Source organism: Halorubrum pallidum, assembly GCF_055380345.1.
In genome coordinates this window covers 920748-937373 of record NZ_AP043945.1, presented here as the reverse complement: position 1 = coordinate 937373, position 16626 = coordinate 920748, and the positions used below count along the sequence as shown (strand labels likewise).

Here is a 16626-nt window from a genome sequence, read left to right as displayed (position 1 = left end):
CGATTGACGGTGAGCTACTTAGTGGTGGGTTTCCGGGCGGTCGATCGGTGACGGGTAACGCCTCTCCGTGGCGGCTTACGCCTCGTCGTGGACGTACGCGGCCATGTCGAGCATCCGGTTCGAGAAGCCGTACTCGTTGTCGTACCACGTCAGAATCTTCAGGAGCTTCCCGCCGGCGATGACGTTCGTCGACTGGAGGTCGACGTAGCTGGAGAAGGGGAGTCCGACGATGTCCGAGGAGACGACTTCGTCGTCGGTGTAGCCGAGCACGCCCGCGAGCGGGCCGGAGTCGGCGGCGTCGCGGAAGGCGGCGTTGACCTCTTCCGCGGTGACCGTCTCGTCGAGGCTGACGACGAATTCGGTGATGGAGCCGGACGGAACGGGGACGCGCATCGCCATCCCGTCGATCTTCCCCTCCAGCTGCGGGAGGACCTCTTGGGCGGCACCCGCGGCGCCGGTCGAGGTCGGGACGATGTTCTCCGCCGCGGCGCGGCCGCGTCGGGTCTTCGCCTTCGGGCCGTCGATCAGGCTCTGTGAGCCGGTGTACGCGTGGACGGTGGTGAGCGTGCCGGCGTCGATGCCGAACTCCGAATCGAGCACCTTCGCGACCGGCGTGATGGAGTTCGTCGTACAGGAGGCGTTCGAGATCACGTCGTCGCCGTCGTACTCGTCGTGATTGACGCCGTAGACGAGCTGTTTGACCGGCTCCTCGCCCTTCGGCGGCGCGGAGATGATGACGGTGTCCGCGCCGCCGTCGAGGTGCGCGCTCGCGTCCTCGCGGGTGCGGAAGACGCCCGTACACTCCAGGGCGACGTCGACGTCGAGGTCGTCCCACGGGAGGTCGGCGGGGTCCTGCACGTTGTACAGGTCGACCGACGTGCCGCCGATCGTCAGCGCCTCGCCGTCGCGCTCGACGCCGTCGAGTCGGCCCATGACGGTGTCGTACTTCGCGAGGTACGCCATGTCGTCGAAGTCCATCACGTCGTTGATGCCGACGAGTTCGATCCGGGGACTCTCCAAGACCGCCCGGAACACGTTCCGCCCGATCCGGCCGAATCCGTTGAGCCCCACGCGGACAATCTCGTCGTCGCTCACGTCGTCACCCGCAGCGAGATATGATTTACTCATATTCGAAATAGGACACGCGCAGACACTTAAAACCGACTCAGCGTTTTCGAGGTGGAGCCTCCGGCCGGAGCGCGAGGGGTTCCGACGCTCAGTCGGAAGCGCGACGCGAGTAGGCCGGAGAGGAAGCCGATACGAGCTTTCGCAACCACTATGTTACACCATAATCTCATTGCCAGTTAGTGCTGTGCGTCCACAAGTGGCGCGCAGTACGGGCCGCAGTACCCCGGCCCTGAATGGTGGGTTTGTCGACCCCGAAGGGCGTCCGGTAGGCGGGGCGCACAAGACGCCCCGTCGCGCCAACCGAGGGCGAAAACCACATCAAAGCCCCACCCTCAACGAGCGAGGCCGCAAGGTCGAGCGAAGTAGGGTGGGGTCGGTTACTCGGGCTGTATCCGTCACAGACGTTCGGATTTGTTACGGCTGCTGGGACGGAACGGAGCGCGGCGACCGCCGGGGTGTCGCCGCCGATATCCGGTCAATACGGCGACCGACAGAAGGCTTATCGGGGTTACCCGCTTCACGTGCGGTATGGACAGAGACGACCGTGAAGATCCCTTCGGCGACTTCTTCGAGGAGATCGAACGGATGATGAACGAGATGGCCAACGCCAGCGCCAGCGCGGGACCCGGTGCTGAGGACGCCGGATTCGGCTCCGAGACGCACGTGGACGCGTACACGACCGACGACGGCGTCCGCCTCATCGCCGACCTCCCGGCTGTCTCGAAGGAGGAGATCTCGCTGCAGTGTGACGGCGAGGCCCTCACGATCTCCGCGGTCTCGGACAGACGGGAGTACGACGAGACGGTCGATCTCCCGGCTCCGGTCGACGAACACTCCGCGGAGGCGACGTTCAACAACGGGATTCTGGAGGTCGAGTTCGACCGTGACGACGACTCCGCGTCGATCGACCTTTCGTAGCCGGTCGCCGCTCCGCAACCGAGTTCAGTTTTCGCGCTCGTCCGCCGTCCGCCGGATCACCGCCGCGAGCCGATCGTAGAAGCCCGGCTCGTACTTCTCCGCCGCGTCGACGGTCGGGCGCGCGTTCGTCTCGTTGACGACGAGTCGGCCGTCCGCTTCCAGCAGGTCGACGCCGAGGTAGTCGATGTCGAGGGTCGACGCCGCGCGCTCGGCGAGGTCGCGGGCCTCGTCGCCGAGGTCGACGCCGACCGCCTCTGCTCCGCGGTGGACGTTGTGCTTCCACCGGCCCGACTCGACCGCGTCGGGCGAGAGCGTGCGTCGAACGCCGCCGACGTACGCCCCGTCGACGACCATCGCTCGGTAGTCGCTGGCGTTCGGAAGGAACTCCTGGAGGAGGTACGACTTGTCACCGGTCGCTCGGTAGTCGTGCACGAGGTTCAGGTAATCGACGACGCCGAGCAGGGAATCGAGGTCGTCGACGACCGCGACGCCGACGCCGCGGGTGGCCGAGTTCGGCTTGACCACGACGGGATACGAGAACGGCGCGGCCGCGGCCTCGACGACCGACTCGTCGACCGGATTCGACACCAGCGTCGTCCGCGGGGTCGGGAGTCCCGCGTCGTCGAGCGCCGCGAGCACGCCGGCCTTGTTCCGGGAGTTAACCACCGCTTCGCGGCCGTTCACCCACGGGACGCCCAGCCGCCGATCGACGACCGAGCCCTCCATGAGTCGGGAGGGATAGACGAGGCCGGCGTCGAAGTCGTCGAACTCGTCGCGGGCGTCCCCGCCGTGGACGTCGTCACCGCTCGCCGGACGACCGTCGCGCGCACCGCCCGCCGACACGGATAAGGCGCGCTCTTTCGCCTGCACGTGCTCGACCGCGATCCCGCGGTCTGCAAGCGGCTCGCGCACGCGCTCGAACGTCTCGGCGGCGGTCGTCATGGCGAGCCGGAGCATACGCCGACTGCGGCCTGTTCGAACTTAAAGTCGGTTCTCGCGGCCCGGGTCGACGTCGATCGCGTCGACCGGACAGACGTCGACACAGAGCATGCAGTCGATACACTGGTCCTCGTCTGCGGGGTTCGCCTTCTGCTCGGACTCGGGGTGGCCCGGAGTGTCGACCCACTCGAACACGTCGACGGGACAGTCCTCAAGACACGCGCCGTCCGCGAGACAGATGTCGAAGTCGACCGCGACGTGGGTTCCGCGGATTCCCTGCTTCTCCGGCGGGTCGACCGGCCCCCACACGGCGACGCCGTCCTCCTCGCCGACCTGCTCGCGGTTCTGTTCGAAGTTCGAATCGATGGCCATCTTGGACGTGATTCGCCGCTCGGGGGTTTAAACTCCGCGACGCGGGGCGGAGCGGGGGTCTCGGTGTCGGCGCCGACGGGCGAGATCGTCGCCGGTGAGTGCCTACGGGTGCGCGTAGTACGCGAGCAGGTCCTCGGAGCCGTCGGGGCCGTCGGTCTCGTCGGTCGCGTCCGGGTCGAACGAGTCGATCCGGGCGAAGCCGACGCGCTCGAACTGGACTACGTCGTCGACGGCGGCGTCGGCCACCGCGGGCTCCGCGTAGCCGCGCACGTCGCCCTCGACCGTCCGGAGGAGCGTCTCGTGGCTCTCCGCGGCCGGAGTCCAGTGGATCACATCCACGTCGCCGTCGCGGACCACGTCGATGCCGGCGTCGAGGAAGACGAACTCGTCGCCCGCGTACCGGACGGGGCCGTACCCCTTGAGCCAGACGCGTTCGCCTTCGGGAGGCAGGTCCGAGGACTCGACGACGACCCGCCCGGCCGGCACCTCGCGGTCGCCGCGGTCCGGGTGGTCGGGGTGGAGCGGCGGGTGACCCGCGTCGGGCGCGGGGGCGTCGCCGTCGACCACGTCGAGTTCGACCGCGGGGTCGTCCGCGCGGTCGCGCACGAAGAAGTAGCGATCGGCCGCGTCGTCGACGATGTCGCGGTTGTTCGCGTAGACGGACGACATCGCGAGGTCGACGTCGGAGGTGGACATTCCGAGTTCGACCATCGACTCGACGATGGCCTCGCCGCGGATCCCGCGGCGACGGACCGACCGGATCGTCGGCGCGCGCGGGTCGTCCCACCCAGTCAGATCGCCGGCCTCGATCAGTCCCTTGATCGTCGACGTGGAGAGTTTCACGTCGTACTCGTCGATCTGGACGTGGCCCCAGTGGAGCACCTCGGGGTACTCCCAGTCGAAGTAGTCGTAGACGAACCGCTGGCGTTTCGCGGAGTCTTGGAGGTCGATGCCGCGGATGATGTGGGTGACGCCGGTGAGGTGGTCGTCGACGCCGGACTGGAAGTCGAGCATGGGCCAGCACCGGTATCCACTGGCCTCCTCGCGCGGGTGCGGCGTGTCGATCATCCGGAACGCGACCCAGTCGCGCAGCGCGGGATTCTTGTGTCCGATGTCGGTCCGAACGCGGAGCACCATCTCGCCGGAGCCGTACTCGCCCGCGACCATCGCGTCGAACTCCTCGTGGACCGTCTCAGCGTCCTTCTCGCGGTGCGGGCACGCCTCGCCCGCGTTCTTCAGCTCGGAGAACTCCTCCCCGGAACACGAGCAGGTGTAGGCCCCGCCGGCGTCGATCAACTCGCGGGCGTGGTCGTAGTACGTCTCCAGTCGGTCGGAGGCCTTCAGAACCCGGTCGACCTCGAAGCCGAGGTACGCGATGTCGTCGAGGATGGCGTCGTACGCCTCCAGGTCCGGGCGCTTGGTCTCGGGGTCAGTGTCGTCGAACCGGCAGATGAACTCGCCGTCGTACCGCCGCTTGTACGTCCCGATGACGGCGGGCATCCGCGCGTGGCCCACGTGCCACGGGCCGTTCGGGTTCGGGGCCGCACGCATCACGACCTCTCCCTCCTCGGCGTTCGGCAGGTCGGGGAGGACGCGCTCGTCCGTCTCGTCGTCGGCCTCCAGTTCGGCGAGGCGGTCGGGAGCGAGTTCCGCGAGCCGTTCGCGTCTCTCCGCGTCGTCCATCGCGGCGACGCGGTTCACGACGGGGGCGACGACGCCGGGTATCTCGTCGCCGTGCGGGCGGAACTCGGGGTTCTCACCCATGAGCGGCCCCATGATCGCGCCCACGTCCGGGTCGCTGTCGTGTTTGAGCGCGTTGTACAGCGCGGCGGTCTCGCCCGCCGCCTCGACGCGCTCGCGGAGTTCGTCGTCCATGTCCTCCGCTATCCGGGGCGGCTAAAAAAACGCCGCGGAACCGCGGTACCGGCCGAACCGCCTCCGCAGACGGCGGTCGGGTCGGCTTGGGTCAGTCTGGTCCCGTTCGAGTCGACTCCGTCCATCTCAGTCCAGCCGTCGGTCCCGGAACGCTCGGACGATGTCCTGCCGGGCGATGATGCCGACGAGCGTTCCGTCCGTGTCGACCACGGGAACGCGATTGATGTCCGGGTCGTCGCCCGCGAGCAGGTCGAGCACCTCGTCGACGTCCGTCTCCGGCGTGACCGTCACCACGTCCGTGCTCATCACGTCGGAGATGGGGCGGTCGGCGTTGCGAACCATGTCGACGCCTAAATCGAGATCGCCCCACGGCGGTTTTATCTGGTACGTGAGGGTGTCGACGAAGGGCGGGAGCCCGATCGGGATCCAGAGCGTCTCGTCGTCCGGTTCGAACAGGTCGACGAGGTCGGACTCGGTGACGACGCCGACGACGCGTCCCTCGTCGTCGACGACCGGGAACCCGCTGAAGGGGTAGCGGGCGAACCGCTTGAACGCGTCCGCCACGTCGTCGTCCGGAGCGACGGTCTTCACGTCGGTCACCATCAGGTCACGCGCGTGCATACCGTCGCCGTCTCGTCGCGGCGTGGTAGGCGTTTCGGCCGCCCGGCGGTGAGCCGTCGCGGCACGGGGCCTTCGGGCACGCCATGAGGTACCAAACGGATCGATATTTATCAATCGAGCTTCAACTCGTTGCTATGACCGGCCCGCCGCTGGATGACGACGAGCCGATCGACAGCTCGTCCGCCGGCCTCCGCGACGGCCGCGTCAAGGCGCTCGGAGCGGTCCTCTGGACGCTCACGTTCCTCTCGGTGACGGTCGTGATCCTCGTCTCCGGTGACCGACTCGCCGAACTCGGGGGGCGAGACGTACTCCTCGTGCTCCTCCGGACCTTCGGCGGCGTCCTCGTGTTCTTCGTCGTCTTTCCGGTGTTGGTGAGGGTGATATCGGCCGGACGGCTCCGCTGAGAAGTGACGTGGTCGCGCGAAACAGAATGGCCGGGGTGGGCTCCGAACCCACGATCTCCGCATGTCCCAGGTCCGAGGCTCGGCGGAGCCACGGGAAGGACGCGGACGCTTCCAAGGCGTCACCGCACCGAATCTCTGAACCCTATGAGTGCGGCGCTATGTCCAGCTAAGCCACCCGGCCTCACGTCTCCGTACCGCCATGATACTCTTTAACCTTCCCATCCGCTCGACGCGTGCGAGTCGGTGACAGAGTCGAGCCCACCCGCGAAATCCGACGCGACGTGGCCGATCGGGAGCGGCGGTCCGCCGCGGACCCCGCGGATTTATGCCGGGCGGGGCGGATATCCGCGATATGAGCCTTCCCGACCTGCTCGCCGAGTCCGTCGGCGACGAGAGCGTCGTCGCCGAGGTCTCGCTCGGGGGAGACGACCGGCTCGCGGTCACGCCGACGCGGACGCTCGTGTATCGCAGCGACGGGCTGCTGTCGGACGAGTCGGTCGCGGAGTACTCCCACGACGTCGAGCGAATCGCCGTCTCTGCGGGCCGCCGCAAGGCGAAACTCACGCTCAGCTACGGCCTCGACGGCGACGAGACGATATCGGTGCCGGCGAAGCGCGTCGACGACGTGCTCCACCCGATCCTCGCCGGCATCCTCTCCGCGACGGGCGTCACGGACCCCGGCGAGTCGGTCGTCCGGACGTTCCGGTTCTCGGAGCTGACGCTCGTCGTCACCAGCGACCGGCTCGTCAAACACATCGGATCGGTGGTATGGGACGAGGAATTCGAGGAGTTCCCCTACGCCGACCTCACCGACCTCGACTTCGAGGAGGGGACGGTCGCGACCGCCGTGGTGCTCGCGCTCGACAGCCGCTCCGAGCGGTTCAAGGCCCCCAACGAGTCCGCACGCGCGGTCCGCGAGACCCTCGTCGACGCGGTCTGCTCGTTCTACGGCGTCGACAGCCTCGGCGAGTTCCGCGCGACCGTCGCCGCGGACGCGGACGACGCCGCGGACGGATCGGACAGGACCGCGAGCACTACCGACTTCGGAGAGGGTCCCGATCCCCTGTCGGCGTCGCCCGTCGCGGACGCGGAGGCCGAGTCCGACGCCGCACCCGGGGCCGACGCCCGCGACGAAACGGTACGCGGTATCGGCGAGGCCGACTCGGGTTCGCCTGCCGAGACGGCGAGCGACGCGGGAAGCGATCAGGTGACGGAAACGGCGGACACGCGAACGGCCGAAGCGAGTGACACCCGGACGGCCGACTCGGCGACAGATCCGGCGTCGACCGCGGCCGGCCGGTCGACTGCGGGCGGAAACTCGCCCGCGGACGGCCCGGCCGACGACACACCGAGCGCGGGCGACGCGACGACGGGTTCGTCGGGCGCTCCGTCGACGGACGCCCCGTCCGAGACCGACGTGCTCGACGATCCCGTCCCCGACGCGGCCGACGACGCCGGGTCGATCGACGCCGACGCGTTCGACGGGTCGCCGTTCGAGAGCGCCGGCGTCGAAGGCGAGGACCTCGCGACGGAGGTCGCCGCGCTCCGTCGCGAGGTCGAGGCGCAGTCCGAGCGGCTCGAACGGCAGTCCGCGCTCATCGAACAGCTGATCGAAGAACTCCGTCGCGGGCGCTGAGCGGTCGGATATCGTCGCGTCTTCGCCTCGCTGGCTCGGAACACCACCGCGTTCGGTCGGTCCGCAACTGGCCCTCACCTTATCACCGAACCCGACTCATCCCCGCCGTGATACCGTTCAGCGACGTGGCCCGCGCGGCCTACTGTCCGCGACAACTCTACTACGTGCGGCGCGCGGACGACCGTCAGGCACCGCCGGCGGCGCGCGCCCGGATCGACCTCGCCTTTCGGTACCCGACTCTCGTCGACGCGCCGGACGCGATCCTCCGCCGGCTCCCGATCCGTCGGTCGCCCGCGGCCTACCGCCGCAACCTCGCTCGACTCCGCGACCGCGACGACTACGACCGGCTCTCAGACCCCGATCGGACGCGGACGTTCTGCGCCGGGAAGGACTGTCACGGAACGGTCCACAAGGTGCTCTCGGGCGGCGTGGCGGCAGACGATGCGTCCGCCGACGCCCCGCCGACTCCGGTGATCGTCTCACCCGGAGAGCCGCCGGAGAACGGCGTCTGGGAGCCGCAGGCGGTGCGGGCCGTCGCGGCCGCGAAGGCGCTCTCGTGGGAACACGAGCGGGAGGTGCCGCGCGCGCTCGTCGAGTACCCGAGCGTCGGCGTCGTTCGGTCCGTCCGGCTCACGCGCCGGAAGCGGGCCGCCTATCGACGGGCGCTGCGGGCCGCACGCGCGATCGACGGTCCGCCGCCTCGCGTCGACGACGACCGCTGTTCCGCGTGTGACTACCGGGAACGGTGCGGCGTCGGTCGACGGTCGTTCCGGTCGCTTCTGGGGTGACCTGTGCGCTCGCCGACGCCCATCGCTCTCGTCGGGACTCGATCGGGTCTCGTCGCGGTCGTCGGAATCCGACCATTTATCTGTGTGTGACGCATCGGCACGCACACGAATGACACGAGACGATCGTGATCGTTCGGAGGATAGAGGAAGTCGCCTCGCGGCGGCTGGCCGCGAAATTCTCCGACGATAACGACTCCGGGGCACGCCCGCCCCGCGGCGGCACCGCCCCCGAGACAGCAGACACAGTTACGGATCCGCTTTTGACTCAGACACCACTCACTACCCTCGACGAGGTACAGCTCTTAGACACGACCCTGCGCGACGGCGAGCAGATGCCCGGCGTCTCGCTTTCTCCCGAGGAGAAAGTCGATATCGCGCGCGAACTCGACGCGGCGGGCGTCCACCTCGTCGAGGCGGGCTCGGCGTGTACCTCTGAGGGGGAACGCGAGGCCATCCGTCGGGTGGCCGCCGAGGGGCTCTCGGCGACGGTGACGAGCTTCGCTCGCGGGGTTCAGTCCGACGTCGACCGCGCGCTCGACTGCGGCGTCGATGGGGTCAACCTCGTCGTGCCCGCCTCCGACAAACACGTCGAGACCAAGGTCGGATCGAGCCGCGACGAGGTCGTCGAGACGACGGTCGAACTCGTCGAGTACGCGAAAGACCACGGCCTCTGGGTGGAGGTGCTCGGCGAGGACGGCTCGCGGGCCGACCTCGACTACCTCGCGCGCCTGCTTGGCGCGGGTCTCGACGCCGGTGCGGACCGGATCTGCTACTGCGACACCGTCGGCGCGGCGGACCCCGAACGTACCGCCGAGGTCGTCTCCCGACTCGCCGAACTCGGTCCGACGAGCCTTCACACCCACGACGACCTCGGGTTCGGGATGACGAACGTCCACGCCGGACTGCGAGCCGGTGCCGACACCGTTCACGGCACGGTGATGGGCGTCGGCGAGCGCGCCGGCAACGTCGCCCTCGAAGAGGTCGCGATCGCGCTCGACCGCTCGTACGGCGTCGACACCGTCGAACTGCCGCGGCTCTACCGGCTCTGTCGGACCGTCAGCGAGGCGACCGGCGTCGCGCTTCCGCCGAACAAGGCGGTCTGCGGGACCAACGCCTTCGCGCACGAGTCCGGTATCCACACCGACGGCACCCTCAAAGACGGGACGATGTACGAGCCGTACCCGCCGGAGACGGTCGGTCGAGAGCGCCGGCTCGTGCTCGGAAAACACGCCGGACGCGCGGGCGTCAAGGCCGCGCTCGCGGAGCAGGACGTGGCCGTCGACGACGACGAACTGGACGACGTCGTGAGCCGCGTGAAAGATCTCGGCGACCGCGGCAAGCGCGTCACCGACGCCGACCTGCTCGCGATCACGGAGGACGTGCAGGGCCGCGAGCGCGACCGCCACGTCGAACTCGTCGACCTGTCCGCGACCTCCGGCGGCAACCTCCCGACGGCGTCGGTCCGACTCCGCGTCGGTGACGACGAGCGCGTCGCCTCCGGCACCGGTGCCGGACCGGTCGACGCGGGGCTCGAAGCGGTCCGGGCCGCGCTCGCGGGCGGCGAGGCGGCCGGCGACGCCGCGGACGCCGACGGGTCGGCCGGCGTCTCCTTCGACCTCGACTCCTACCACGTCGACGCCATTACGGGCGGCACCGACGCGGTCGTCACCGTCGAGGTCGACCTCTCTCGCGGGGACCGGTCGGTGAGCGTCTCCGCGACGGACGCGGACATCACCCGCGCCAGTGTCGTCGCGATGGTCGACGGACTCGACCGCCTCTTGGCCGCCGAGGCCGACGCCACGGGAGTGGAGTCGAGCGCCGTCGCCGACGACTGAGCGCGCGATATCGACGCGGTACGCTCACCGGACGGGGTACTCTTGAGTGAGATTCCGATCGGATTCGGCTCCACGGGTTGGACCAGCGCCCGAGCGGCGATCGTCTGACGGGGATTTTAATCGATGACGCCCCACGTTCACCCGTGAGCGTCGTCGTCGCGGTCAAGCCGTCCGCTCGAAAGCGCAACGCGAAGGTGGGACGGCTGGTCTTCGAGGACGGGACCTGCCACACCTTCGGGAGCCGTGCCGCCGCCGAGCGGTGGGCCGACGACCTCTCGACGGGCGACGGCCACGTCTGGGTCGCGAGCGCCCATCCGCACGATTCCGGCGAAGCCGACTGTTACCTCGTCTCGCGGGCGACGAACGCGAAACTCGAAGCCGCCTACGACAAGCGCCGCCGTCGGCTCCGGAACGACCCGACCCCGGAACAGGAGTCGCTCGGCGGCGAGCCGTAGTCTACTCCAACTCCACGATGTCGCCGCGGAACCCCTCTACGGACTTCAGCGCGGCCTCGCGGTCCACGTCTCGACGAGCGGTGTGTTCTTTCCCTCGGGACGGCTCGATGCGCACGCGGTCAGTTTCCTTCGATCGCCAAGCGACCGCGGGCGAGTCGTCACGAATGACCGCGACGAGAGAAGCGACTCGTCGGTCAGAAACCGGCAGAAGCGCCGAGGCGGAGATTTGAACTCCGGTGTCCGAATGGACAGTAGATTTCGAATCTACCGCCTTGGCCAGGCTAGGCTACCTCGGCTCGTTTCCCGGTTGGCCGGTTCCGCTGTTATGCGTTTCGATCGTAGACGGCGACGGGACGAGCGGTTCGCGCCCTTCTCTCGCCCGTGACTACTCTTCTGTGTCCCGCTCCGCCAACAGCGCCGACGCGGTGATCAGAGACTCCAGTGTCACGTCGTGGTCGGCGAGGAGGTCCGCGGCACCCTCCTCGCGGTCCACCACGACGAGCACGCGGTTCACTGTCGCCCCCGCCTCGCGCAGGGCCTCGACGGCGTCGACGGCGGACTGCCCGGTCGTCGCGATGTCCTCTATCACGACGACCTCCTCGCCGTCCTCCAACTTCCCCTCGATTCTGTTTCCGGTGCCGTACTCTTTCGTCTGTTTGCGAGCGATGACGTACGGTCGGCCCAGTTCGGCGGCGGTCACGGCGACGAGCGGCACCGCGCCGAGCGCGACGCCGGCGAGTTTGGCGTCCGTCTCGCTGAGTTCGTCGGCGAATGCCTCGCTGACGAGCGCCAGCGCCGCCGGGTCCGTCTCGAACCGGTACTTGTCGACGTAGTAATCGCTCGTCCCGCCGTGTGAGAGTTCGAACTCACCGAACCTGACGGCGTCGGCCGCCCGGAGTGCGGCGATGAGGTCCCGTCGTCGCTCGTCGTCGATCATACTGGTGAGGCGCTCGCGGGCGATTATAAACCGGTCGGAACGCCGTCGACGGCACGCGACTGCCGCGAACGCCGTTCCGCCGCCGACCCTTCCGTACCGTCCGGTCTCTCACCGCTCGATCCCTCTCGTCGCTCGATCCTTCTCGTCCGGTCTCTCGTCGCTCGGTCGCCGGAATCTGCGGCGTGACGTCGTCCCCGCAGCGTCGGTTCCGGGACTGACCGCGAGACGGCACGTTTTACGCGGTCCGGATCACAGGGACGTTATGGAGCGGTACGACCTCCTCTATCGGCTGTACGACGAGTTCGACGTGGAGACGCTGCGAGAGTACCAGTCGTTCGTGGACCTCTTTCCGCCGGCAGATTCGCGCGTGGCGCTCGACCACTGGGAAGAGGTCAGTGACGAACTCGACCGACTGAAACGCCAGGTTCGCGAATCGTTCCCCTCCGGAGAGACGTTCGCTGAGGTCGCGTCGCGCGCCGACCGCGAGACGGCCTTCACCGCGCTCGACCTGTACACGCGGTACGATCGCTCGATCAACGCGCTCGTGTTAGACGTCGACGAGACGCTCCGATCAGCGGGGCAGACGGACAACGAAATCCCCCGCGAGACCCTACACATCCTGACGGAGATACACGAGTCCGGCGTTCCGATCATCATCTGTACCGGCCAGACGCTGGAGAACGTGAAGGGGTTCATGATCCAGGGGCTCGGCAACGAACTGGTCCATTCGGGCGACCTCTCGATCGTCTACGAGGCCGGAAACGGCGTGTTCACGCCGGGACACGGGTCACAGACGAAGCGCCTGCTGTATCAGGACCTCGGTGGAGACGTCCGGAGCGTGTTCGAGACGGTCCGAACCCGCGCGCTGTCGGCCGCGCCCGACAACGTCCGCCGCGGCTGTCACCTCCAGGGCAACGAGTTCAACGTCACGCTGAAGCCGAACTTCGAGACGGGGAGCGAGGACGCCGAAACCGTGATTGACGACGGACTCGTCCACCTGATCGACGTGCTCGGCGCGGCGGTGGTCGAGCAGGTCGCCGGCGACATCGAGGGGGACGACCCCACCGACGGTTCGGACGATCCCACACGCGGTGCCGCGTGGGCGCGAGCGCACTACGCGGCCGCCGACCCGGAGATCCGCGAGGTACTCGCGTCGTCGGGGATCGAACCGACGGCCGGCGGAGCGGATTCCGTCCCCGAGCCCGTTGCGTCGCTGTTCGACCGGATCGACGTCGCGTATTACCGGGGAGATGCCGCGGAGGTCGGATCGCTAGAACTCGACAAGGTCGCCGGCGTGGAGGCCGCACTCGACGTGCTCGACGTGGCCGACCCCTTCGCGCTCGTGATGGGGGACAGTAAGTCCGACCTCCGGGTGATGGAGTGGGTCGACGCCGCCGACGCCGGGATCGCGGCCGCGCCGGAGCACGCCTCGGCCGACGTGCTTTCACACGTGCTCGACCGCGACGAACTGGTGTTCGATCGGGGGGAGTCCGCGACGATGCTCCGGACGGCGTACGTCCTCAACCTGTTCGCACGGCTGGAGTAGCCCGCGGCGCGGACGGCGATCCGCGTGCGGCGGCTTGCCTCGTCGCAGTTATGTGTGACCGTCACGACTGTCCGGACATGTACGACTTCGTCGTCGTCGGAGCCGGGCCGCCCGGCTCGCGGTTCGCCCGCCGCGCGGCCGCGGCGGGCCGCGACGTGCTCCTCCTGGAGAAGGGGACGGTCGGCGAGCCGCTGGCCTGCTCCGGGCACGTCTCCGACGACATCTGGGCGTTCGTCCCCGACGACGCCCGCGAGCGACTCCTCCAGAACCGCGTGTACGGCGCGCGATTTCACGTCGGCGGACCGGGCTCGGACGCGTACCCGTTCTACAAGCGCGACCCTGTCTCGAATGTGATCGACAGAGTCGGGTTAGACCGGACGCTCGCGGACGCGGCCCGCGGCGCGGGTGCCGACGTGCGCGAGGGTCACGCCGTCGTCTCGGTCGAGGAGCGTGCGGACCGCGTCGCCGTCGAGGCGAGCGTCGCCGACGGCGGTACCGAGCGCTTCGAGGCGCGAATGATCGCCGGGTGCGACGGTCCCACCTCGCGGGTCCGCCGGTCGCTCGGTCTCCCCGAGCCGGACGAGTTGCTCCACGGAGTGCTCGCGTTCGACGACGAGCCGGACGACGGGGACCTCGTGGACGTCCACCTCACCGCGCCGACGTTCTTCGCGTGGCGGATCCCCCGCGGCGACGCCGGCGTGGAGTACGGGCTCGCAGCACCGCCCGGCGAGGACGTGTCTACGCGGTTCGACGACCTCACCGACGCCTACGGCGTGAGGACGGACCGGTTCTGTTCGGGAGCGATCCCGATCGGTCCCCCCGAGCGCGTCACCGCGGACCGCGCGTTCCTGATCGGCGACGCCGCCGCGCAGACGAAGCCCTTCACCGGCGGCGGGATCCTCTACGGGATGACCGCCGCCGACGTGGCCGCGGAGGCGATCGACCCGACGGATCCCGACACGCTCGCCGACTACGAGGCGGGATGGCGCGACGCGCTGGGCACGGAGATCCGTCTCGGCAGCACGATCCGTTCCTGCTACTCGCTCCCGGAGCCGATCCAGCGAGCCGGACTGTGGGCGCTGTCGGGCGAGATCGGCGTGCACATGGATCGGCCGTCCTCCGTCTTCTCGCCGGCGCACCTCCGGACGCTGTTCTCCCGCAGTGATCCCCCGGAGTGAGCAGTTCCCTTGGAGTGAGCAGTTCCCCCGGAGTGAGACGCAACCGCGCTACTCGTCGACGACGTCGGCAAACGAGACGTTCTCGCGGACGCTCGTGATCTCCACCGTCGGCTGATCGCCCGGTTCGGAGTCGGGGACGATGACGACGTACCCCCGCTCGATCTTTGCGATCCCGTCGCCCTTGTCGCCGAGCGTCTCGATCGTCACCTCGCGGACGTCACCTTCCGAGACCGGCGGTCCGTGTGCCGCGGTGTCGGCGGACGACCCCGACGGCGCGTTCGGGCCCGCCCCGTTCCCGGAGAGGGATCGGCCGGTGTCCCGTCCCGAATCCGTCTGTGATGCGGCCGCCTCGGACGATCCCGTCGTTTCGCGGGCGATCAGCGCGACCCGATACGACTCGCCCGGTTCGAGGGTGCCGTGTTCGATTTCGGACGATGGAACCGTGACGACGTGTTCGCCGTCTCGCTCTTCGATCTCTCCGGTGAAAAGACACGCCAGCGAATCGGTGATCTCGACCATGCAACCCGTTGCGGGCGCGTGGTTGAAAAACTCCCTATCTTCGCGTCCGGCTCAGTCGCGGCGGCGAACCACACGGACGACGACGATAGCCGGGGTCGGCGTCCGCTATCGGCGGCCGGTTTTCGTCTCCCCGTCGACGAGCATCGTCGACGGGCGCGTCTGAGACGACCGGCCCGACGATCGAACATAAACATTTACCCTGTTTCGAATAAACGACTGGACCATGAGCCGAAACTACGAGTCGCTTCACGACCCGAACGCGGAGTACACGATGCGGGAACTCTCCGCGGGAACGATGGGCGTTACGGGGTCGCGCGGCGGCGGCCGGGACGTCGAGATCACGGACGTGCAGACCACCATGGTCGACGGGAACTTCCCGTGGACGCTCGTCCGCGTGTACACCGATTCGGGGGTCGTCGGGACCGGCGAGGCGTACTGGGGTGCCGGCGTACCGGAGCTGATCGAGCGCATGAAGCCGTTCGTGATCGGCGAGAACCCGCTCGACATCGACCGGCTCTACGAGCACCTGATCCAGAAGATGTCCGGCGAGGGCTCCGTTGAGGGCGTCACCGTCACCGCGATCTCCGGGATCGAGGTCGCGCTCCACGACCTCGCCGGCAAGATCCTCGACGTGCCCGCTTACCAGCTGCTCGGCGGGAAGTACCGCGACCGGATGCGCGTCTACTGCGACTGTCACACCGAAGACGAGGCGGACCCCGAAGCGTGCGCCGACGAGGCGGAGCGCGTCGTCGACGAACTCGGCTACGATGCCCTGAAGTTCGACCTCGACGTGCCCTCGGGCCACGAGAAGGACCGCGCGAACCGCCACCTCCGACCCGGCGAGATCCGACACAAGGCGGAGATCGTCGAGCGGGTCACGGAGCGCGTCAAGGACAAGGCCGACGTCTCCTTCGACTGTCACTGGACGTTTTCCGGCGGGTCCGCGAAGCGGCTCGCCGACGCCATCGAGGAGTACGACGTGTGGTGGCTCGAAGACCCCGTGCCGCCGGAGAACCTCGAGGTGCAGGAGGAAGTGACCAAAAACACGGTCACGCCGATCGCAGTCGGAGAGAACCGCTACCGCGTCACCGAACTCCGCCGGCTCATCGAGAACCAAGCGGTCGACATCGTCGCGCCCGACCTCCCGAAGGTCGGCGGCATGCGCGAGACGCGGAAGATCGCGGACGTGGCGAATCAGTACTACGTGCCCGTCGCGATGCACAACGTCGCGTCGCCGGTGGCGACGATGGCGGCCGCCCACGTCGGCACGTCGATTCCGAACTCGCTCGCGATCGAGTACCACTCCTACGAACTCGGCTGGTGGGAGGATCTCGTCGAGGAGGACGTCATCGAGGACGGCTACATCGAGATCCCCGAGGAGCCGGGTCTCGGCGTCACGCTCGACATGGACGCCGTCGAAGCGCACATGGTCGACGGCGAGGAGCTGTTCGATCCGGCGTAGCCGGATCGAGCCA

16 protein-coding genes and 2 tRNA genes are annotated in these 16626 nt (G+C 68.5%); 9 read left to right on the top strand and 9 right to left on the bottom strand.

The annotated features are described in order from the left end of the window. Positions 1-75: 75 nt before the first annotated feature. The gene (gene gap / locus ACZ45C_RS06425; RefSeq protein WP_460560053.1) at positions 76-1128 is read right to left on the bottom strand and encodes a type I glyceraldehyde-3-phosphate dehydrogenase; all 1053 of its coding nucleotides are present in this window, start codon (positions 1126-1128) and stop codon (positions 76-78) included. Between the two features lie 528 nt (positions 1129-1656). On the opposite strand from gap, the gene ACZ45C_RS06420 reads away from it, so the two are divergent. Further along, the gene (locus tag ACZ45C_RS06420; protein ID WP_460560055.1) at positions 1657-2046 is read left to right on the top strand and encodes an Hsp20/alpha crystallin family protein; all 390 of its coding nucleotides are present in this window, start codon (positions 1657-1659) and stop codon (positions 2044-2046) included. 24 nt (positions 2047-2070) lie between these two features. On the opposite strand, the gene ACZ45C_RS06415 is transcribed toward ACZ45C_RS06420, so the two are convergent. The 4 genes from ACZ45C_RS06415 to ACZ45C_RS06400 all read right to left on the bottom strand — a co-directional run bounded on the left by ACZ45C_RS06415 (position 2071) and on the right by ACZ45C_RS06400 (position 5853). Continuing rightward, positions 2071-3003: an ATP-grasp domain-containing protein gene (locus tag ACZ45C_RS06415; RefSeq protein WP_460560057.1), complete on the bottom strand. Its 933-nt coding sequence runs from the start codon at positions 3001-3003 to the stop codon at positions 2071-2073. 24 nt (positions 3004-3027) lie between these two features. After that, positions 3028-3357 (bottom strand): 4Fe-4S dicluster domain-containing protein, encoded by a 330-nt coding sequence (locus ACZ45C_RS06410; protein WP_460560059.1) that lies wholly within the window; start codon positions 3355-3357, stop codon positions 3028-3030. A 102-nt stretch (positions 3358-3459) separates the two neighbouring features. After that, positions 3460-5232: a glutamate--tRNA ligase gene (locus ACZ45C_RS06405; RefSeq protein ID WP_460560061.1), complete on the bottom strand. Its 1773-nt coding sequence runs from the start codon at positions 5230-5232 to the stop codon at positions 3460-3462. Between the two features lie 126 nt (positions 5233-5358). Then, positions 5359-5853, bottom strand: coding sequence for a CBS domain-containing protein (locus tag ACZ45C_RS06400; protein ID WP_460560063.1), 495 nt, complete (start codon positions 5851-5853; stop codon positions 5359-5361). Positions 5854-5987: 134 nt separating this feature from the next. Between ACZ45C_RS06400 and ACZ45C_RS06395 the strand changes: the two genes are divergently transcribed. Further along, a complete protein-coding gene (locus tag ACZ45C_RS06395; protein ID WP_460560065.1) occupies positions 5988-6257 on the top strand; it encodes a hypothetical protein in 270 nt (89 codons plus the stop codon). Between the two features lie 27 nt (positions 6258-6284). On the opposite strand, the gene ACZ45C_RS06390 is transcribed toward ACZ45C_RS06395, so the two are convergent. Next, positions 6285-6438: transfer RNA gene (locus tag ACZ45C_RS06390), tRNA-Met, on the bottom strand. Between the two features lie 171 nt (positions 6439-6609). Here ACZ45C_RS06390 and ACZ45C_RS06385 point away from each other — a divergent pair. The 4 genes from ACZ45C_RS06385 (at position 6610) to ACZ45C_RS06370 (ending at position 10971) form a co-directional block, all read left to right on the top strand. Further along, on the top strand, positions 6610-7893 hold the full coding sequence (locus ACZ45C_RS06385) for a DUF7115 domain-containing protein (protein ID WP_460560067.1): 1284 nt from the start codon (positions 6610-6612) through the stop codon (positions 7891-7893). A gap of 107 nt (positions 7894-8000) precedes the next feature. After that, positions 8001-8681: a hypothetical protein gene (locus ACZ45C_RS06380; protein ID WP_460560069.1), complete on the top strand. Its 681-nt coding sequence runs from the start codon at positions 8001-8003 to the stop codon at positions 8679-8681. Positions 8682-8941: 260 nt separating this feature from the next. Further along, complete coding sequence (locus ACZ45C_RS06375; protein ID WP_460560673.1) at positions 8942-10516, top strand: alpha-isopropylmalate synthase regulatory domain-containing protein; 1575 nt, start codon at positions 8942-8944, stop codon at positions 10514-10516. Positions 10517-10659: 143 nt separating this feature from the next. Continuing rightward, positions 10660-10971: a hypothetical protein gene (locus ACZ45C_RS06370; RefSeq protein WP_460560071.1), complete on the top strand. Its 312-nt coding sequence runs from the start codon at positions 10660-10662 to the stop codon at positions 10969-10971. 211 nt (positions 10972-11182) lie between these two features. Here the strand turns inward: ACZ45C_RS06370 and ACZ45C_RS06365 are convergent. Together ACZ45C_RS06365 and pyrE are read right to left on the bottom strand one after the other, a co-directional pair. After that, positions 11183-11267 (bottom strand) — tRNA-Ser (locus ACZ45C_RS06365). A gap of 89 nt (positions 11268-11356) precedes the next feature. Then, positions 11357-11908 (bottom strand): orotate phosphoribosyltransferase, encoded by a 552-nt coding sequence (gene pyrE / locus ACZ45C_RS06360; protein ID WP_460560073.1) that lies wholly within the window; start codon positions 11906-11908, stop codon positions 11357-11359. Positions 11909-12170: 262 nt separating this feature from the next. On the opposite strand from pyrE, the gene ACZ45C_RS06355 reads away from it, so the two are divergent. Both ACZ45C_RS06355 and ACZ45C_RS06350 read left to right on the top strand, forming a co-directional pair. Beyond that, positions 12171-13454, top strand: coding sequence for an HAD family hydrolase (locus tag ACZ45C_RS06355; protein WP_460560076.1), 1284 nt, complete (start codon positions 12171-12173; stop codon positions 13452-13454). A gap of 77 nt (positions 13455-13531) precedes the next feature. Next, positions 13532-14632, top strand: coding sequence for a geranylgeranyl reductase family protein (locus ACZ45C_RS06350; protein ID WP_460560078.1), 1101 nt, complete (start codon positions 13532-13534; stop codon positions 14630-14632). 48 nt (positions 14633-14680) lie between these two features. On the opposite strand, the gene ACZ45C_RS06345 is transcribed toward ACZ45C_RS06350, so the two are convergent. Continuing rightward, complete coding sequence (locus ACZ45C_RS06345; protein ID WP_460560080.1) at positions 14681-15151, bottom strand: TRAM domain-containing protein; 471 nt, start codon at positions 15149-15151, stop codon at positions 14681-14683. A gap of 223 nt (positions 15152-15374) precedes the next feature. Here ACZ45C_RS06345 and ACZ45C_RS06340 point away from each other — a divergent pair, with 223 nt between their 5' ends. Next, complete coding sequence (locus tag ACZ45C_RS06340; protein WP_460560082.1) at positions 15375-16613, top strand: mandelate racemase/muconate lactonizing enzyme family protein; 1239 nt, start codon at positions 15375-15377, stop codon at positions 16611-16613. The last annotated feature ends 13 nt before the right edge of the window (positions 16614-16626 follow it).